The sequence below is a fragment of the Aliikangiella aequoris genome, from assembly GCF_053709105.1.
Genome location: NZ_CM132298.1, coordinates 1,090,175 through 1,108,968, shown reverse-complemented (window position 1 = coordinate 1,108,968; position 18,794 = coordinate 1,090,175). Strand labels below are relative to the sequence as shown.

Here is an 18,794-nt window from a genome sequence, read left to right as displayed (position 1 = left end):
AAAAACGTAAACAAAATTAAAAGGGGTTAATTGTTACCACATTTGATGAGTTAAGTAGTCAGTTTTTATGATGTTATTAAAGCGCTCAATTAAACGCTGTTTGAAGTGGGTATGAGCTAAGCTGTTTACTTGTTTAACCGCGTTGAACAAGGATTGTTTATAACCACTACTGAAATTGTTATAAACTAAATCAGCGAAAACTAAAGCTAGTGAAATTGCCTGCGCTGCGGGCATAATTTCATCATCTTTCAGCGCAAGCGGTAAACCCGTGCCGTCATGTTTTTCTAAAACTTGCATACAAACATCTGCGGCAACTCCCCATCCACTCATACGATTTAGAATTCCAGAGGCCAACATAATTTGTTCTATTTGAATATTGTTCGAGTTAGAAACGCGCAATGATAAAGCAATAAAAGTTAAACAGGCCACAAGCTGCTGTTCATCGATAGAACGCCCAAGCTTAGCGTTAATTTTTTTCGCCAGCGCTTCGGCAACTTTAAACTTTAACGCAAACTGAGTATCAACGTTAATCATTTTATCTACAATAAAATCAAAAAACTCGGCATCAGTTGCATCGCTAAAACTAAATGCTCGACCATGCTCTTGGTCCAGTACGACTAAATCTAAATTAAAGTGCCCATCTTGTATCGCAATTGAGGCTTTTGCGGCTATTGTTGGCCTCTGCGCTGCTTCAGCGGTTTCTATGCGATCAATAAGTCGCTCAAGACTATCTAGCGTTTCTAAATTAGGTTGTGCAGTTTCAAGCGTATTAATAATTTGCATTTCTATTTGATTTACAACATGCATAGCGAAGCGACCAAACTCTGCTTGGTACTCAATTTCGCCGTTTCGAATATCACTGAATAGGTCTTCCAGCTTATGACTCACGTTCACAAAAGGCTCTAAAAAGACCATTTTGCAATTGCCTTTAACCGTATGTAGAGCTCTAAACATACGGTCAATAACCTGAACGTCTGCGCTTGACTCTAGTGACGAAGCGCATTCATTAATATCTTTGATAGCTGCTTGAACATCTTCAAAAAACTCTTGTTTAATTTCATCATCAAGTTCAGTAAATGCAGCGCATGGATTACTATTCAAAAATTTTTTTTCCTTATATCAGCGTTTAAATTTATTGATTAATAGACTACTTAACGGCCCCAATTATGCCTAACTTTAATTTGAATTTATATTAACGCATAAAAAAAAGGGTTCATTTGAACCCTTTTTTTAGTTTTCTAAACAAACAGCTATAACTTGCTAAGGTTATTTTTATTCACAGGCCACTTGCGCAGCGCTACTTTTTAAGTTAACAATGGTGCTATCACCAAACTAACAATAGCCATAACATTAATCAAAATATTCATAGCAGGCCCAGAGGTATCTTTAAAGGGATCGCCTACAGTGTCACCAACCACCGCAGCTTTATGCACATCAGAGCCTTTTCCGCCTAAGTGTCCCGACTCAACATATTTTTTTGCATTGTCCCAAGCACCGCCAGCATTTGCCATGGTGAGCGCAAGTAAAACGCAAGTAATTAACGCGCCCGATAGCATTCCTCCCAATGCTTCTGGTCCTAGCCCAAAGCCAACAACCGCGGGCGCAGCTACCGCAAGCGCACCGGGTAAAAGCATTTTTTGCAGAGCCGCCTTGGTTGCAATATCAATGCATTTGGCATTATCCGGTTCAGCGGTTCCCTCTAGTAGACCAGGTATTTCTTTAAATTGACGGCGGATTTCTTTAATCATATCAAATGCCGCGCTACCAACAGCTCGCATTGTGATAGCAGAAACCAAAAATGGAAAAATGCCACCAATAAACATACCCATTAATACTAAGGGATTATTAACCTGCAGTGAAAAGTTTGGCACATTTAAAGTGACAGTTTCAATATAGGCCGCGATAATTGCCAGCGCTGCGAGTCCAGCTGCGCCTATCGCAAACCCTTTACCAATTGCTGCCGTGGTATTACCCACTTCATCTAAACCATCGGTAATCGCTCTAACGTCGTCGCCTAAATCAGCCATTTCGGCAATTCCCCCGGCATTGTCTGCCACAGGACCATAAGCATCAATGGCCATAGTAATACCTACAGTAGCCAGCATTCCAACCGCAGATATTCCCACGCCATATACGCCGGCATCGCCTAAAAGCTGAGAGCTTGCCCAAATAATTCCGGCAATAGTTAATACTGGAATGACGACGGACTCCATACCTACAGCAAGTCCGGCAATCATTACCGTTGCAGGACCTGTTTCACCCTCTTTCGCTAAGTCTCTTACGGGCTTTCCGCCAGTATAATATTCAGTAACGAGACCAATAATGCTTCCTCCAACAGCCCCGCAAATAACACATAACCAAATATTAATACTTAAACCCATCCAGTCGATCAAAAAGTATGCAGCAATTATTAGCAGCAGAGTCGCGCCAATGGTACCAGTTCTTAATGCTTTGGCAGGCTCAGAAGAAGACACCATTTTGACAATAACAATGCCCAAAATAGAGCAAAGTAAACCAACAGATGCGAGAGCTAGCGGAACAAACATTAAATATTCTCGGTTATCGCCCCCGGTTAAAGTCAACACAGTTGCACTCGCCATGGTTGAAGCAATGGCAATGGTTGCTATCATAGAGCCACAATAAGACTCGAAAATATCTGAGCCCATTCCGGCAACATCGCCAACGTTATCACCAACATTGTCAGCGATCACTCCTGGGTTTCGCGGATCATCTTCAGGTATTCCAGCTTCAATTTTGCCAACTAAATCTGCACCTACATCGGCGCTTTTGGTAAAGATTCCGCCACCCACACGAGAAAACAAAGCGACAACAGAAGCCCCCATACCAAAGCCGTGAATAGCATCGGCGTGTTCTGGATTACCGCCAAAAACATAATACATGCCACCTAAACCTAACAGCCCCATAGACGCAACTGCTAGCCCCATGACAGAGCCACCATAAAATGCAACAGTTAACGCTTCCGATGCGCCCTTCTCTGCAGCAGCAACTGTAGTGCGCACATTGGCACTAGTTGCGGTAAACATACCAATATAGCCAGCAATCGCTGAACTTAAGGCACCTACCACAAATGCAGTAGGTGTTTGCCAAGCATTGGCCGCGCCATTATTGATATAAAATCCGACATACAGCGCTATGGTAAGCACTACCAGAAAAATGGTTAAAATAGAGTATTCTCTGCGCATAAAGACCATCGCGCCTTCATGAATTGCTTGCGCAATTTTAGCGGTTTTCCCCTCTCCGCCTGAGTATTTTTGAATGATAAGATAAATAAAGAGTGCGACAACTAAGCCTAAGACGCCTAATATTGGCGGTACTGCAACAAGATTGGTCATACTTCCCCCAAAGTTAAATTAAAAAGCACTTAGCGGTTTTTAATGTTGTAGCTGCTAAGTGGTTTTAGTGATTTTTACTTTTTAAACAAATTGCTTAACGGGTAAACCAACTACTTTGACTCCAAATCTATAATATAAAACTAGCGATCCCCAAGAGCCAAAAAGGTATGCAACATAGCACCAGTATTGTGCCTAGTACTTTGATTTGCTATTACCTGTATAGCAATAAAGCCTGTAGAGGTAAATACATCTAAAAAAGTTATTTTATGTTATTGATTTATAGGGCATTTAATTATTTTTTATAGGCGGTTTATTTTGCAGTGCAGTATCGTTATAATACGCGACCAAAATTTAACCATCACACAAGTAACCAATTATGAGCTTAAATACTGTACCTGCTGGAAACAACTTACCAGAAGAAATCAATGTTATTATTGAAATCCCTGCTCACGCAGATCCTGTAAAATACGAAGTAGACAAAGATTCAGGCGCAATTTTCGTTGACCGCTTTATGGCTACCTGTATGCACTACCCAACTAATTATGGCTATGTACCGCATACTCTGTCAGAAGACGGTGACCCAGTAGACGTATTAGTGCCTACGCCATTTCCACTATTAGCAGGCTCAGTAATAAAATGCCGTCCAGTTGGGGTTTTAAAAATGACTGATGAGTCTGGTACTGACGCTAAAATTTTAGCTGTTCCAGTTCGCAAGTTAACACCTGTTTATCAAGGTGTTGAAGAAACCAGCGATTTACCAGAGCTATTACTTAACCAAATTCAACACTTCTTTGAGCACTATAAAGATTTAGAAGCGGGAAAATGGGTTAAAGTTGAAGGTTGGGGTGACGCAGCCGAAGCCAAACAAGAAATTCTAGATAGCGTTAAACGTTACGACGATGAGCCTGTTAAACCGGCATTCTAGTTGAATGGCTCTAATGATTAAAAACGGTACGCTTTAGTACCGTTTTTTTTTGCCTAAAAAGTACTGGCTAGCTGACCAAAGCGGCTTTCAATGTTGGTTTGAAGTACTTTAATTTTAATTGTGTATTCATCTTCAATCAATTTGAAATCTGGCAGTTGTTTTAAACTCGCAAAAGCTGGGTCGGATTTAGCCCACCAAAACTCTATAAAGCCCGACTGAACGGCATTTCGTAACTTTAACAAAGCTGCATCATTTTTGCCTTGCAAAGCGAGAAGCGCAGACTCTTGGTAAGTTATCACTTGGTTTCTATATCCTCGCTGAGTTAACTCCTGTAACTCATTTGCCACCGCTTCTAAATAATTGTTAGCATCGAGTTGCTCGCCTAGCTGCTGATAAGACTTAGCAATAAACAATTGTAGCCGAATTGTTTCCGCATCAATTCGATGCTGATTTTTAGTTTTAGCTAGCTGTAACGCTTTTTCTAAATCATTAATTGCAAACTTCCAGTTGGCCTGTTGCATATGCGCAAGTCCACGCCACAAAAGCTTTGACCAATCACCTTCATCTTCGTTAAAGCTTTGCGTCCAGGAATGAAACGAAGCTAAGTCATTACTTGCTAACCAAATACTTGCCTGAAGCCAATCAAATTTTTCTTTGTACATAGCTTCAGCTTTATCTTTGAGTTGATTAACGTTATTTTGCGCTAACTCAAACAGGCCTAATGGAATGTATATTTTAGTGGAGTAGATTAACCAGTCTTGTTGGCTGCCGCTTAACTCGGTAGCACGTTTAAACATGCTATAAGCTTGATCGAGCTGACCTACTGCAAAACTCACATCGCCAGCAATTGTATAGGCATTAGGATAATTAGGGTTGTTTCTAACCACCGCATTAAAAACTTCCATTGCTTCCTTATACTGTCCCATTCTAACTAAGTCTTGAGCACGGTTAAAGCCAACCACTGCAGCCCGAGGATCAATTTGGTAGGCTTTAGCATGAAGCTTTACGCCTTCTTCAAAATTTCCTTGGCTTTGTAAAATTGACCCATACCACATATAAGGCTCAGCTAAAGAAGGATTTAATTGAATGGCTTTGGCCAAGTGAAAAGTGGCACTATCAAAAGCCTGTTGAGGCGCTTTAGAATACTCTGCCAATTGCCAATGATACAAACCTGTTGCGCCATGTACAGACGCTGACTGTGGCGCTATCGCTAATGACTGCTGCAATAGTGGTAAAGCAAGTTGGTGTGCTTGCTGCATATCCAGTAAACCGTAACTTGCTTGGAGCAAATAAGTTTGAGCTAACATTGCCATGGCATCGCTAAATTCAGGATCACTTTCAAGCGCATTTTTAAAACTTTGTATTGCCTCATTAAAGTCGCCCTTGACTCGATTACGCAGAAAGGCTTGCCCTCTCGAGTATTCTGCAAACGCGGTAATATTTTTGGTACTAATATCAGCTAATTCGCGTTCTGTTTCGCCAAATAAACGCACTTTCAATTCGTTAAAAACTGAACCAGCAATTTCATCTTGTACTTCAAAAATTTGCTCTAAGTTTCTATCCCAAGTTTGCGAAAAAATATGACCATCAACCTGCGCATCTATTAATTGTGCAGTCACTCTAATGGTATCGCCAGAGCGACGAATACTGCCTTCTAAAATATATTGAACGCCAAGCTCTTGCGCAATCGTGCGAATATTAAGCTTGGTATTTTTGTACTGAAAGGAAGAAGTACGTGCAACAACTCGCAAATTCTTGTGCCGCGCTAATACATTCAAAAGCTCTTCTGAAAGTCCATCAGCAAAATACTCATCTTGTTTTGAGTCACTAAAGCTTGTGAATGGAAGCACCGCAATTGTTTTTTGACTTTGAGCAATTGCCTCGTTCAGATTTGCGAGACTTGATTGATTACTTTGCTGGCTTGCTATTGCCGGCTCGGTTGCTGAGTTATAATAAATAAATGCCGCGCTCAAACCAAATAATGAAATTACACCTAATTCAATAAAGCGCGCAACTAGCGACTGATTTGTCTGAGTGGTTGCTGACAGCGCCTTAGAGTTTTTTAAATCAATACTCCAACCTATGATCAAAGCGACCGGAAAGCCTAAGAAGGCAATTAATACCATTGACGACAATAGCCAATCAGGACCGTTCATAACCGGAATGAGAACATCCGAAATTTGAATAAGTCCCCAACTAATTGCAGCATAAAATGTTGCAACTTTAAATGTCTTTCGTTGTTTAAACTCTCGCCAAAATAAAGACACAAAAAATATCCTAAATTAAACAGTCAACTATTTATCAGACTTCACGTTATTCTTTTGCAACCGAACAACACCATTTACAGTACTTAAGTTAATACTGCCTTTGCCTGCGCCTGATTTAAAATCTAACTTATAAGACTTAATTAAAGTTTCGCTCGGCTCTACTAAATTAAATTGATTATTGATTTCGCCTCCAGGCGCTGTTTCAATCGATACCTGCGCGTCTAGCTCCTCCTCAACAATCATGGTTGTTTCACCAGAAACGCTACGCATTTTTACATTCGACTCTTCACTCAAGGTCCCTTTAAGCCCAGTTTGACCAGACACATTAGAAACATCGAGGTTTTTAATATTTTTTATATTTAAGTTCATTTTCGATGTAACTCCCCTAATCTTCGCTTTAGGGCAGTTAATATCGGCATCAATATCTCCACTTACGGTAGAAACATCGAGTTCGCCCTCTAAGTTCGCTAGGCTAATATTACCGCTCACATTATTAACAAAAGTATTCCCTTTTACTGCGTTAAGCTTTATGTCGCCACTGACAGACTCTATACTCACCGCACCACTGATCTCGCTAACAACAATATCAGTCGCTACACCAATAAATTTAACTTTAGAGTTATTAGGAATATTAATTGTGAGGTTAGAACCATCACGATTATGATAACTAGAAGACTGCGGTAATTTAACTTTAATTAAAGTGGTATCGCCTTGGGTTAAAAAAACAAATTCCTCTGCTAAATCGTCTAGCTCGCCAACAACTTGGACTTGCGCACTGTTCCAGCCATGTAATGCAATTTTGCCGCGTATGTTATGGATTTCGACAAGGCCACCTTCTTGTGCTGCTAGCGTTTGGTCAACTTTGTCTCCCGCATTCACTATGCCAGCCATACCTAGTAGAAGGCAACACATTGATTTTAAACAAAGTTTTAACATATTTGATTACTCACTTTTAATTAGTCGACGGCTCGGAACATCCACTTAAAAATTAATCTCATTTGGATTAATAGACTGCCTGTCAGCCAAAAAACAAATTTCCTAAAATAACTTTAAACAGTTTTAAAAGCGATTGCCACATAAGATTGTAAGCTGATATTTAAAGGTAGGCGCAGCCTATTTGAACAATAGGGAAAGCTGCGGTTTGTAAGGCCCTTCAATTCAGGCCTTACAATGAGAGCATTGATTTAAGCAATGGCTAGTTAGCCGCGATTAAGTAGCTCGCGCAGATCAATCACACCAGCATTTGCACGAGAAATATAAGAAGCCATCACTAAGGAGTGGTTTGCCATTAACCCGAAACCGCTACCGTTAAGAATAATAGGGCTCCATAGAGTATCTTGGGTTGCTTCTAGCTCTCGAATAATTTGCGCTAAACTTGTTGCAGCATTCTTCTTCTCTAGCACAGTCGCAAAGTCAACTTCGATGGCTTTTAACAAATGAATTAAAGCCCAGCAGGCACCGCGAGCCTCATAAAAGTTATTGTCTATTTGTAACCATGGCGTCTTAACCAAAAGGTTTGAACTGGTTTGAGTGGACTGGTTTGCAGCTGAATCACCGGACAAATCAGTATTTACTCTTGCTTGCCCAACCGATGCGGTTAATCGTTGCGACAATCCACCTAGCCGCTTTTCTACTAGATTAAGCCACTCGCTCAAATTGTCAGCGCGAGCATAAAACTGTGCGTCGCTGTTTTCAACACTGACTAAGTCATTACTATAGGCAGTTAATAACTCAATACCTTTCTCATATTTACTTTCTGCACTCGGCAACAGCCAGAGTTTATGGTCATTGTTAAACAAAGGCTCAGCATCTTTTAAGCGCATATTTTCTAATGACTGAGACTGCGACCGGCTCATATGATTACGTAATACAGAAACCATATCACGCACTTGCACTAATGCGCCAAACTCCCAAGACGGAATATTATCTAAAAATAACGAAGGAGGAATAACATCATTGCTTAAATAGCCACCCGGCTTTTGCAGTAGGGTTTGGGCTATTTTTTTAGTGGTGAGAACCGTTGTTTCGCCAACTATTTTTTTAGAACTATTGGCTCTTTGACTTAATTGAGTCACATCAAAAGCCTCAGGCTCATAACTCCAGTAAACGCCTAAAAAGTAGAGAATTAGCGATATACCTAATAAGCTGTAAATAGTCAGCTTTAGCATCGAAACCGACTTAGACTCGCCAAGGCTTTCGCGAGGCGCTTGCTCTACTTTTTTTCTGTTCCAAAGTTTCAACATTCTCTTCCTTTATTTGGGGGTAACAACAACATCAATACTTGGGTGCTCTTTAAATGAAAGCTTGAGTTTAAATGGCTGATTCATTTTTTCCTTAATTAAACCCATTAACATAATATGGTAACTCCCTGGTTTAAACTCAAGGACTGAATGCGGTTGAATAATAATACTATCATGATGACGCATTTTAGAAACACCTTCTACTTGCTTGGTTTCATGCATCATGACATGCCGTGCAGCGCTAGTGTCCACATCCGTTAAAGTAATAGCAGAGTCGGTCAAATTTTCAATATTCAAATAAATAGCAGCGGTTCGACTAACTTCTGGTAACTTTGGCATAACAACCTCAGAAACCTTTATCGCTTGGGGTAAGTTAGCAGGACTTGCCGGGCTGGCTTTAACTTGTAAAACAAATAAAAAACAAAGCACTAGTAAACTGACTCGGGTATAAAACTTCATTTCTGTGTAAATCCGTAGCATAAGAAGAGTCGTTAGTATAACAAGAATTTGAACATACTCATTATTTTAAACTAAAGAATTTTAGGTAACGGTCACAAAATAGAAGCCAAAAAAACACCCTAAACTTTAGGCATGAGCCAATAAAAAGCGCCGAGGGTTACTCAGCGCGGATAAGCGTTGGCTTAATAAATAAAAGCACCGGCAACAATATATGCAATAAAAGTCGGCACGGTGAAAACTAGCAGCGAAATAATCGCGGCAATTCGCACCCAAGACACATCCCATCCAAATTGATGAGAAATCCCCGCGCAAACGCCCATCAACTTTTCCGCAGGCGCTCTATTGCCACAGTGACATTCATGGGTGGTATAGCGATGGTCATTGTAATGTCTCATAATTACTCCTTTATTTCAGTCAAGTTACCTTACTATTCTACAAAGTTACCCTGCTTTTAATCTTTGTTTTAGCGCAGCTAACTCGGCATCAATTACTTCATTTTTATCAAGCGAGTCAATCTGTTCACTTAGACTCGCATTACGCCCTAAATCGAAAGCTTCAACTTGCGCTTCTAGCTTATCCATTTTCGCTTCAAATCGGTCAAAACGATGAATCGCTTCATTAATCACACTGTCATCAAATTTTTGCCTTAGTTGAACCGTTTTGGTGACAACTTCATGTCGGGCGACTAACGATTTGCGACGCGCTACCGCTTCATTTAACTTTGCTTGTAGCATGCTTAGGTCTTGATCAAGTTGCAAAAGCGCTTGCTCTAAAGCGTCTAACTCTTTGGTTTGGGCTGTAATGGCTTGCTCAACTCGTCGCTTTTCCATTAGCGCTTGTTTAGCAAGATCTTCTCTCTCTTTAGCTAGCGCCTTTTTTGCTCGCTCCTGCCACAAGGATGTTTCTTTTTCTAATTGAGTTAGAGCACGTTGCATATGCTTTTTATCGGCTATGGTTTTAGCCGAGGTTGATCTTACATCAAATAAAGTTTGTTCCATTTCTGAAATAATTAAGTTCAGCATTTTCTCAGGGTTTTCAGCTTTATCTAACATCGCTGAAATATTGCTGTTAACGATATCTGAAAAACGTTTAAATACACTCATGGGCTTCCTCTCTAGTTTCACAATTATTTAAAACACTCATCAAAAAATGTGCGCTTAAATTAGTTAATACATAGTTCGTGCCAGAATTTGAATAAGTGGACTAATTGATTGAATATAAAAGAAAAATAGAAAAATAATTTGCAAGCTAACAAAACTGCCAGCATTCACAGAAATAAATTGAAATATTTGAGTGGTTAAATTCACGAAGTTTTCGTCAACTCCAGCCTCAGTAAAAAAGCGAAGTTGCAGCACAGCTTGACTCAGCTAAACTTACTCATTTAATACTTTTGCGCTTACCAAGGCAGCTGCTTGTAGCAAAACTTCTAGACCAGAGTCGGCCTTATAGGCATTTTCACTTAAATAACGGCGCCATAACTTACCTCTCGGTTGAGCATGATAAAGGCCTAGCATATGCCGACTAATATGTTGAAGTCTCGCCCCGCTAGCTAACTCATGCTCTATATAAGGCAACATTTTCTCTACTACTTGCTCTCGAGACAATGGCGCTTGGGTTGCACCATAAAACATCTGGTCCGCATCCGCTAACATATAGGGGTTTTGATAGGCCTCTCGTCCAATCATCACGCCATCAACGCTATTTAAATGCTGCTGAGCTTCAGCCAAACTTTTGATACCACCGTTAAGAATAATTTCTAAGTTGGGAAAATCTCGCTTCAATTGATAAGCAATTTCATATTTTAACGGCGGCACTTCTCTATTTTGTTTAGGGCTTAAACCGCTCAATATGGCTTTTCTTGCGTGAATAATAAACGTTGAACAACCCGACTCACTAACGGTGCTGACAAAATGATGTAAATGTTCATAAGAATCTAAATCATCAATTCCAATTCGATGTTTTACCGTAACTGGAACCTCAACCCGGTTTGCCATTGCGCCTAAGCAATCTCTCACTAACTCTGGCTCTGCCATCAAGCAGGCACCAATTTTGCCAGACTGCACTCTATCAGACGGACAGCCCACATTTAAATTGATCTCATCATAGCCATAATCTTCACAAATAAGCGCACATTGGGCTAAATCACTTGGATTGCTTCCACCCAGCTGCACTGCCAATGGATGTTCTTGTTGATGATATTTCAGAAAACGCTCACTGTCGCCATGTAAAATGGCGCCCGTAGTTATCATTTCTGTATATAAAACAGCATGTTGACTTATTTGGCGTAGAAAAAATCTATCATGACGATCTGTCCAATCCATCATGGGGGCAATACAAATTGCTCGATTTAGCGGAGTTTTATTCAAGGCGTGGTTAACTAAAATGTCGATTTGGGCAGGATTCTATCAGAATAGCCGCTATTTTGCAGATCCAAATCGTTTAGCTAGTCAATAATATTGGCAAAACAAGCTAACAGGCTTTAAATTTTAGGCTTTTTCTAAGTATTTTTAAATATTTCGCTTAATTTGCAAAATAATAGTAAAGGAATCACAAAACTAGCCGATTATAGGGGTATCAATAAAACTTTTCGTTCAAGAAGCTTAAAAATAAGCCAAATACGTCAAGTTTGAAGGTCAGGGTTGGCAAACGTTTTACCATTAATATTTAACTATGGTTGCGCAGGATCAAGGAATTTCTTTATTGGCTGATAATACGGCCTCTAATTATATGAGGAGCAAACATATGACAATTCGTACTACACTGAACAAAACACTTAAAGGCGCACTATTTGCCTCTTTAACTATAGCAACTTTAAATTACTCTCCGGTCACCCAAGCTAACGATTTGCAGCGACTTGCAGAAAGTCTATGTGAAGCTGCGAAAACCGACGACAGATCAGGCATGCGCAAAAAATTGCGTTCTGCCAAAATACGATTACGTAACATATACGCTGGTATTAATTGCGGATCAGGCAGTTTATTAAGAACTGCAACTACTGCTGGCTCTATGGAAGCAGCCACTTTTATTGCAACCAAGATAGGCTCAGACAACATCAGTTCTCCAGAGTCTGATGGTAAAAATATAATCCAATGGACCGAAGGTTTAGTGTCTGCTGGAGATGCCAGTAAACAAGCATTTTTAGACTTGTTTAATTCAAAGCTTTAATGCCCCTAAATACCAATTAACCTGTTTGTTGTCGCGGAGTTAGCTCCTCTCGAAGCAAAGAGCGGCTAACGCCGCTCATTTTTTGATTGAGTAACCCGATTGTTTGGCCCATGTTTCCTCAACATGGGCTTTTTTTTGGCCCTTGCTTATGCAATTTTATGCTTGCTGACTTGAAATTGTATTAACTTTTAAGAATGGTATTAAACCCACCAAAAATTAAGCGTTTTCCATCAAAAGGCATTGGATTTATCTCGGGCGACATTCTTGGATCTTCCATCATAGCGCTCCAGCCTTGATCACGAGCTTGTTTTGAAGGCCACACAACCCAAGAAAAAACCACGTTTTCATTTGGTTGAGCTTTAACAGCCAAAGGTAACGATGTTAGCTCTCCTTGTGGCACATCGTCGCCCCAGTTTTCGACAATCTCAAGCGCACCATTTTCTTTAAGCACTGCAGCTGTAATCTTTGCGTGCTCAATATATTTATGTTTATTTTCTGACTCTACAGCGGCAACAAAACAATCAACATAGGACATTCGTATTTCCTCTTCCTCGAAATTTTTAAAATCTAATTATTTTAATACAAAAAAAAACGCCGCAAAGTAAGCGACGTTTTTTTAATTAAGTTTTTGCCTTGCGGAACTAAACCTTAAACTGAGATACAAGTTTTTGTAAATGCTCTGCTAATCGGGCCAACTCTCGCGAAGCTTCTAGATTTTCACTCGCACCTTGGCTAGTTCGATCTGCCATTTCAGAAATTGAAGAAACATTTTGGTGCATTTCTTGAGAAACAGAACTTTGTTCCTCTGCAGCACTAGCGATATGGGTACTCATATCGTTAATAACGCTAACAGCTTGAGTTATTTTGCCTAGAGACTCGCCAGCGATAGCAGTTTGGCCTACGCTATTTTGTGCTTCTTCTCGACTTGTTTCCATTACACTAACAGCTTCTCTAGTACCGGTTTGTAATCGCTCAATCATTTCTTGAATTTCTGAAGTAGACTCCTGTGTTTTACTTGCTAATGTTCGTACTTCATCTGCCACTACCGCAAACCCTCGTCCTTGTTCGCCCGCTCTCGCTGCTTCAATAGCCGCGTTTAATGCTAATAAGTTAGTTTGATCTGCAATTCCTCTAATTACATCTAATACTGCACCAATATTGGTACTATATTGATCGAGTTTATCAATAACAGCCGCCGCACTTTCTATTTCACTCGCTAATCGATTAATCGTAGCAATGCTTTTCTGAACAACTTGTTGACCATCTACTGCTTCGCTATTGGCTTTTTGAACTTCCATTAAAGTATTATTTGCACTGTTAGCCACTTCATCTACGGTAGCAGTCATTTCTGTCATTGCGGTCGCAATCATGTCAGTTTGCTCACGCTGATAACCAATATTCTCATTGCTTTGGCTTGAAATGGTGGTGGTTTGCTCTGCACTGGCAGACAGTTGCTCTGAACTCGAACCTATTTCTTTTAGCATGGTACGAAGTGCAGTAATTAACTCATTGAAGCCACTCGTTAACTTACCTAGCTCATCATTTCTGTAAACCTTGGCTTGGTCTGTTAAGTCACCTTTCGACACTTTACCTATGACTCTTAGTACTTCATTTAACGGGCTGGTGATACTTTGAAGAACCCAATAGTTAACCCCAATGGCAACTACAATTGCGATAACCGCAAAACTAATTAATAAGGTACGACTCGACTTAACTTTCTCTGCAGCGTCTTGTTTAATTGACAATGCCAACGCTTTCACTTTGGTTAATACATTATTTAAATGGTCTTGTGCCTGAACAGCCACTTCGTCCATAGCAAATAATTTTTGTTTGGCTTCTGCACGCTTTTCTAGTTGGCGTTTATAAGTTTCTAAAATATTGCCGGAATTAACCGTTAACTGTTTAAATTGTGTAATTGAAGTTTGAGTGTCAGCATAATAGCTCGAGTTGGTTGCGGCGGGATCAGACTTAACTTGTGCGAACTTTCGGTCTAGCTCAGCAACTAACGAAACAATATCTTTGGTGGTGGACTCAACGGCTTGCAAGTCGTCGGTAACTAAAACATCAGTAATAAGTACTGTGGCTTCGCGGATTAAATTCGACAAGCTATTTAAAGTAGTCGCTGTAGCGCCTTCACCTAAATCATCGGAAAAATCGAATAAGTATGAGTCTAGCTCGTCAGCAGTATCTTCAAAATCGCCTCTTAATTGGGTAACCGATGCTCCTAATGAAAGGTCTGCGCGATGCGCTTCAAACACTTGCGGCACAATTTGCTCAAATTGACTAATACTTTGGTTGCTGGCTTTTAATGAAGCTAAAACTTCTGGGTAGGCTTGTGCTGCACTGGCTAAGTTACTAGAAGACTTCTTATTGGCTTTCATTAATTGCCCATAGTTTGTCTCAAAACCAGCTAACTCGCTCACATTACGTGATTGATGAAAACGGTTCACTTCAGCTTTTGCCTTTAACAACGAAGAAGTTTTTTCTCCGCCAGCCGTTAGCATAGGAATAGACTCATCAGTTACACCATTAAGCCCTTCTTCTATGTTGCTGACCCCTTCTAATCCTGTAATCGACAGCGCGATCAATAACAGAATCACTAAGCCAGAACCACCGGCTATTCTCGTTGTAACTGTCAAATTCATTCTAAGCCTCTTTACTTCTATTAACTATATGGACTGAAATCAAGGAGAAAAGTAAGCACAGAAGTCTTCTAAAACCGCGCTTGCTTGTCGTTATCAATAAGCATAGTCAAGAATTTAGATGCCTGCCTAGAATATCAAGCTAATTAGTTGAATCTATTACTTATTGTTGATTATTTATTATGGGTAATAAGAAATTCATAAAAACTAGAAAATCTATTCAGTTTATATGCACAACAACTTCACGTTGGTGCTTAGCTTTACGGTGTTCCCAAAGGAAAATTCCTTGCCAAGTACCTAACACTAACTTCCCATTTACCACTGGGATAGCTAAGCTTGAAGCGGTTAACGCCGACTTAATGTGCGCAGGCATGTCATCGTCGCCCTCAAATACGTGCGTATATAAAGGGTCATTTTCAGGCACTAATCGATTCAACCAGCGCTCCAAATCATCCTGTGCAGATGGGTCTGCGTTTTCTTGAATTATCAAACTGCAAGATGTGTGCCTAACAAAGAGTGTACATAACCCTGAGTCGACATGTGTTGATGTTACTAGGTCATGAACCTGCTGGGTGAATTCTACCAGCCCTTGACCTAATGTATTGATAGTTAAAGATTTAATCACTCCAGCCATTCGAACCTCACGCGCGAAGTGACCCCGCATAATAATGTATAACTAATCGTATCTGCATGCTTTGCTATAGTTTCGATCGGCAAATCTTTGCCCCAAAGTACAGCCCGAGAACCCATTGGAATTGTACTTTCCTTGCCTAAATCGACACTAATCATATCCATAGAGACTTTACCTATTAGAGGGTAACAAGTTCCATTAATTAGAACCGGAGTACCCTGCTTAGCATGTCGAGGATAACCGTCCCCATAACCTATGGCGATTATACCGACTCGCGTCGCCTGTTTGGCACGCCAGGTAGCTCCGTAGCCCACGGTATCGCCAGGCTTTAGATCTTTCACAGCAAATAACTGAGACTCTAGAGTCATTGCTGGCTTTAAACTATGCTGCTCTCCTTTTAGACCGAGCATTGGCGAGCAGCCATAAAGGATAATTCCCGGCCTCACCCAATCAAAATGGCTTTCTGGCCACGCGACAATCCCTGCCGAGTTTGCCATACTGAGTTTTGCTGATTTATTGCTAACTGCGCGTTTAAACGCTAATAGCTGCTGTTGAGAAAAAGAATTAGTAATGTCGTCAGCGCAAGCAAAGTGCGACATGAGGTTAATTTGAGCTATTTTTGAACTGCTGCTTAGTTGCTGGTAAGCAACCTCAAACTCAGTTTGGGTAAAACCCAAACGATTCATGCCTGTATCAAGCTTTAACCATACGACTGGTTTATAAGTAGTGCTCGCTGCAGCTTCTATAATATCGATTTGAGCTTGGTGATGCACCACAGTTTGCAGTTGATGCTTTAAAACTAACTCATATTCAGCAGCACTAAAACACCCTTCTAGCAAAATAATTTCATTGTCAATCCCGGCTTTTCTAAGCCGAATTGCTTCATCCATACAAGCGACGGCTAATGCATCTACTTGGGGCATTGCTTTAGCAGTTTGAATAATGCCATGACCGTAAGCGTCAGCTTTTAGTACCGCCATAACTTTCTGGGCTGGTGCTAAACGTTTTACAACTGACAGGTTATGTCGAATCGCTGCTAAATCGATTATCGCTTTAGTTGACCGCATAATAACTGGCTAAAATTCTTCTTCATAAGTTTTGGCTAAATTAGCAAAACGGTTGAAGTGCCCTTGGAATGCCAACCTCACATTACCAATAGGGCCATTCCGTTGTTTGCCGATAATGACTTCTGCGGTACCTTTGTCTTCCGAGTCTTTATTATATACTTCGTCGCGATATACAAACATGATGATATCAGCGTCTTGCTCAATCGCGCCAGACTCACGTAAGTCAGACATCACCGGGCGTCGATCAGCACGTTGCTCTAACGAGCGGTTTAGCTGTGAAAGTGCAATCACCGGTACTTGTAACTCTTTGGCCAAGGCTTTAAGCGAGCGTGAAATTTCGGAAATTTCTAAAGTACGGTTATCGCCAAGTCCTGGTACTGTCATTAGCTGCAAATAATCTATCACGATAAGCCCGACTTCGCCGTGTTCTCTTACCACTCTACGCGAACGCGAACGTAACTCAGACGGCGTCAAACCTGCAGAGTCATCGATAAACATTTTGCAGTTATTTTTAAGAATATTAGTAGCGACAGAAAGGTTATCCCAGTCTCTATCGTCGAGCGCTCCGGTTCTTAATCGAGTCGCGTCAATGCCTCCAATAGAAGCGAAAGATCGCATTAATAGCTGGTTTGCCGGCATCTCCATACTAAAAACCAGTACCGGCTTGCCGCCATGAATTGACGCGTGCTCGGCAATATTCATGGCAAAAGTAGTTTTACCCATCGCCGGACGACCAGCAACAATCAATAAGTCAGACTTTTGTAAACCGTTGGTCATTTTATCTAAGTCTTTAAAGCCCGAACCTAAGCCAGTTATGCCACCTTTTGATTCAACCGCAAACTGAACTCTATCCAGAGTTTCATCCAAAAAATTTGCAGCTAATTGCAAACCAGCTTCATTGGTTTCTCTTTGCTCAGCGATCTTAAAAACTTTAGATTCGGCTAAATCAAGAAGCTCGTCAGGCTTTCTACCTTTAGGAAAATAAGCGGCATCGGCAATTTCATTCGACACGCTTATTAAAGAGCGTAAAACCGCTCTTTCTCGAACAATATCTGCATAAGCCACAATGTTAGAGGCACTTGGCGTATTTTTAGCTAAATCGCCAATATAGGCTAAGCCGCCAATTTCATCGGCTTCGCCTTCTTGTTCTAAAAACTCGTATAAAGTCACTACGTCCATAGGACGCTGGTTTTCAGCTAAATACTGTAATGCTCGAAAAATAAGTCGGTGATCTTTACGAAAAAAATCGTCAGCGACTAATTTATCCGATACTTTTTCCCAAGCTTCATTGTCGAGCAATAATCCGCCAAGCACAGACTGCTCAGCTTCGACCGAATGCGGTGGCATTTTTATATTATTTATTTGTTGATCATCTGCCATTTTGTATTCCAACTACTGTTCTATCTAACGGCTAAGCTCAATCTAATGGTTTAAGACTGGTGGGCTTAATTAATTTATTTCACTCAAAAAAAAACACCCCAACCAAAGTTGAGGTGTTTTATTTTGTCACTTGATTCAACTGAAAGCAATCAAGCGTTTTCATCAATCGCTAAAATTGATGAACTACTCAGCTTGAGCTGCAACAACTAGTTTGAAAGTCGTTTCAACATCAGAATGTAAATGAACGTCGATTTCAAATTCACCAGTATTGCGTAGCGCACCGTTAGGTAAACGGATTTCATGCTTTTCTAAAGCAACGCCTGCTGCGGTAACTGCATCAGCAATGTCTTTAGTTCCTACAGAACCAAATAACTTGCCTTCGTCACCAGCATAAGCTTCTACAGTTACTGTTAATTCAGCAAACTTTTCAGCTCTTGCTTGTGCAGCAGCAAGTTCTTCAGCTGCTTTCTTTTCTAAATCTGCACGACGTGCTTCAAACTTTTCAATGTTATCTTTAGTCGCTGGAACCGCTTTACCTTGTGGAAGTAGGAAGTTACGCCCATAACCGTTTGCTACAGTAACGCTATCACCCAGTTCGCCAAGATTACGGATTTTTTCAAGTAGAATGACTTGCATTAGTCTTTCCTCTAATTCGTTAATCGTTG

Annotated in this window: 17 protein-coding genes; 2 read left to right on the top strand and 15 right to left on the bottom strand. The window is 40.6% G+C overall.

Annotated features, from left to right (window positions below; all coding sequences use genetic code 11):
• Positions 1-33: 33 nt before the first annotated feature.
• Positions 34-1,101: an Hpt domain-containing protein gene (locus ACUR5C_RS04895; protein WP_454467243.1), complete on the bottom strand. Its 1,068-nt coding sequence runs from the start codon at positions 1,099-1,101 to the stop codon at positions 34-36.
• A gap of 203 nt (positions 1,102-1,304) precedes the next feature.
• Complete coding sequence (locus tag ACUR5C_RS04890; RefSeq protein ID WP_454467242.1) at positions 1,305-3,353, bottom strand: sodium-translocating pyrophosphatase; 2,049 nt, start codon at positions 3,351-3,353, stop codon at positions 1,305-1,307.
• Positions 3,354-3,729: 376 nt separating this feature from the next.
• On the opposite strand from ACUR5C_RS04890, the gene ppa reads away from it, so the two are divergent.
• Entirely contained in the window at positions 3,730-4,278 is a 549-nt protein-coding gene (gene ppa, locus ACUR5C_RS04885) for an inorganic diphosphatase (RefSeq protein ID WP_454467241.1), read from the top strand.
• Between the two features lie 53 nt (positions 4,279-4,331).
• On the opposite strand, the gene ACUR5C_RS04880 is transcribed toward ppa, so the two are convergent.
• The 7 genes from ACUR5C_RS04880 to dusA all read right to left on the bottom strand — a co-directional run bounded on the left by ACUR5C_RS04880 (position 4,332) and on the right by dusA (position 11,610).
• The gene (locus tag ACUR5C_RS04880; protein ID WP_454467240.1) at positions 4,332-6,545 is read right to left on the bottom strand and encodes a tetratricopeptide repeat protein; all 2,214 of its coding nucleotides are present in this window, start codon (positions 6,543-6,545) and stop codon (positions 4,332-4,334) included.
• A gap of 27 nt (positions 6,546-6,572) precedes the next feature.
• On the bottom strand, positions 6,573-7,481 hold the full coding sequence (locus ACUR5C_RS04875; RefSeq protein WP_454467239.1) for a DUF4097 family beta strand repeat-containing protein: 909 nt from the start codon (positions 7,479-7,481) through the stop codon (positions 6,573-6,575).
• A 263-nt stretch (positions 7,482-7,744) separates the two neighbouring features.
• Entirely contained in the window at positions 7,745-8,788 is a 1,044-nt protein-coding gene (locus tag ACUR5C_RS04870; RefSeq protein WP_454467238.1) for a DUF2333 family protein, read from the bottom strand.
• A 9-nt stretch (positions 8,789-8,797) separates the two neighbouring features.
• Entirely contained in the window at positions 8,798-9,244 is a 447-nt protein-coding gene (locus ACUR5C_RS04865) for a copper chaperone PCu(A)C (RefSeq protein WP_454467237.1), read from the bottom strand.
• 182 nt (positions 9,245-9,426) lie between these two features.
• Positions 9,427-9,639: a PspC domain-containing protein gene (locus ACUR5C_RS04860; protein ID WP_454467236.1), complete on the bottom strand. Its 213-nt coding sequence runs from the start codon at positions 9,637-9,639 to the stop codon at positions 9,427-9,429.
• Positions 9,640-9,684: 45 nt separating this feature from the next.
• On the bottom strand, positions 9,685-10,347 hold the full coding sequence (locus ACUR5C_RS04855) for a PspA/IM30 family protein (RefSeq protein ID WP_454467235.1): 663 nt from the start codon (positions 10,345-10,347) through the stop codon (positions 9,685-9,687).
• A 270-nt stretch (positions 10,348-10,617) separates the two neighbouring features.
• Complete coding sequence (gene dusA, locus ACUR5C_RS04850; RefSeq protein ID WP_454467234.1) at positions 10,618-11,610, bottom strand: tRNA dihydrouridine(20/20a) synthase DusA; 993 nt, start codon at positions 11,608-11,610, stop codon at positions 10,618-10,620.
• Between the two features lie 376 nt (positions 11,611-11,986).
• On the opposite strand from dusA, the gene ACUR5C_RS04845 reads away from it, so the two are divergent.
• Positions 11,987-12,409 carry a DUF3718 domain-containing protein gene (locus tag ACUR5C_RS04845; RefSeq protein WP_454467233.1) on the top strand — a complete coding sequence of 141 codons (423 nt, stop codon included), beginning with the start codon at positions 11,987-11,989 and terminating at the stop codon, positions 12,407-12,409.
• 181 nt (positions 12,410-12,590) lie between these two features.
• Here ACUR5C_RS04845 and ACUR5C_RS04840 read toward each other — a convergent pair whose 3' ends face one another.
• The 6 genes from ACUR5C_RS04840 to rplI form a co-directional block, all read right to left on the bottom strand.
• Entirely contained in the window at positions 12,591-12,944 is a 354-nt protein-coding gene (locus ACUR5C_RS04840) for a DUF1428 domain-containing protein (RefSeq protein ID WP_454467232.1), read from the bottom strand.
• Between the two features lie 106 nt (positions 12,945-13,050).
• Positions 13,051-15,054 carry a methyl-accepting chemotaxis protein gene (locus ACUR5C_RS04835; protein ID WP_454467231.1) on the bottom strand — a complete coding sequence of 668 codons (2,004 nt, stop codon included), beginning with the start codon at positions 15,052-15,054 and terminating at the stop codon, positions 13,051-13,053.
• Positions 15,055-15,271: 217 nt separating this feature from the next.
• Complete coding sequence (locus ACUR5C_RS04830; protein ID WP_454467230.1) at positions 15,272-15,685, bottom strand: secondary thiamine-phosphate synthase enzyme YjbQ; 414 nt, start codon at positions 15,683-15,685, stop codon at positions 15,272-15,274.
• Complete coding sequence (alr, locus tag ACUR5C_RS04825) at positions 15,673-16,749, bottom strand: alanine racemase (RefSeq protein WP_454467229.1); 1,077 nt, start codon at positions 16,747-16,749, stop codon at positions 15,673-15,675. Before alr ends, ACUR5C_RS04830 begins: the two co-directional genes overlap by 13 nt.
• Positions 16,750-16,758: 9 nt before the next feature.
• Positions 16,759-18,129, bottom strand: coding sequence for a replicative DNA helicase (gene dnaB / locus ACUR5C_RS04820; protein ID WP_454467228.1), 1,371 nt, complete (start codon positions 18,127-18,129; stop codon positions 16,759-16,761).
• A gap of 183 nt (positions 18,130-18,312) precedes the next feature.
• Entirely contained in the window at positions 18,313-18,765 is a 453-nt protein-coding gene (rplI, locus tag ACUR5C_RS04815) for a 50S ribosomal protein L9 (protein ID WP_454467227.1), read from the bottom strand.
• Between the last annotated feature and the right edge of the window lie 29 nt (positions 18,766-18,794).

What these genes read in the sequence shown, in the direction of transcription:
- ACUR5C_RS04865 (WP_454467237.1), bottom strand. Translation starts at nt 9,244, where the DNA reads ATGAAGTTTTATACCCGAGTCAGTTTACTAGTGCTTTGTTTTTTATTT.
- dnaB (WP_454467228.1), bottom strand. Translation starts at nt 18,129, where the DNA reads ATGGCAGATGATCAACAAATAAATAATATAAAAATGCCACCGCATTCG.
- rplI (WP_454467227.1), bottom strand. Translation starts at nt 18,765, where the DNA reads ATGCAAGTCATTCTACTTGAAAAAATCCGTAATCTTGGCGAACTGGGT.
- ppa (WP_454467241.1), top strand. Translation starts at nt 3,730, where the DNA reads ATGAGCTTAAATACTGTACCTGCTGGAAACAACTTACCAGAAGAAATC.
- ACUR5C_RS04840 (WP_454467232.1), bottom strand. Translation starts at nt 12,944, where the DNA reads ATGTCCTATGTTGATTGTTTTGTTGCCGCTGTAGAGTCAGAAAATAAA.
- ACUR5C_RS04845 (WP_454467233.1), top strand. Translation starts at nt 11,987, where the DNA reads ATGACAATTCGTACTACACTGAACAAAACACTTAAAGGCGCACTATTT.
- ACUR5C_RS04835 (WP_454467231.1), bottom strand. Translation starts at nt 15,054, where the DNA reads ATGAATTTGACAGTTACAACGAGAATAGCCGGTGGTTCTGGCTTAGTG.
- ACUR5C_RS04875 (WP_454467239.1), bottom strand. Translation starts at nt 7,481, where the DNA reads ATGTTAAAACTTTGTTTAAAATCAATGTGTTGCCTTCTACTAGGTATG.
- ACUR5C_RS04870 (WP_454467238.1), bottom strand. Translation starts at nt 8,788, where the DNA reads ATGTTGAAACTTTGGAACAGAAAAAAAGTAGAGCAAGCGCCTCGCGAA.
- ACUR5C_RS04890 (WP_454467242.1), bottom strand. Translation starts at nt 3,353, where the DNA reads ATGACCAATCTTGTTGCAGTACCGCCAATATTAGGCGTCTTAGGCTTA.
- ACUR5C_RS04830 (WP_454467230.1), bottom strand. Translation starts at nt 15,685, where the DNA reads ATGGCTGGAGTGATTAAATCTTTAACTATCAATACATTAGGTCAAGGG.
- ACUR5C_RS04855 (WP_454467235.1), bottom strand. Translation starts at nt 10,347, where the DNA reads ATGAGTGTATTTAAACGTTTTTCAGATATCGTTAACAGCAATATTTCA.
- alr (WP_454467229.1), bottom strand. Translation starts at nt 16,749, where the DNA reads ATGCGGTCAACTAAAGCGATAATCGATTTAGCAGCGATTCGACATAAC.
- ACUR5C_RS04860 (WP_454467236.1), bottom strand. Translation starts at nt 9,639, where the DNA reads ATGAGACATTACAATGACCATCGCTATACCACCCATGAATGTCACTGT.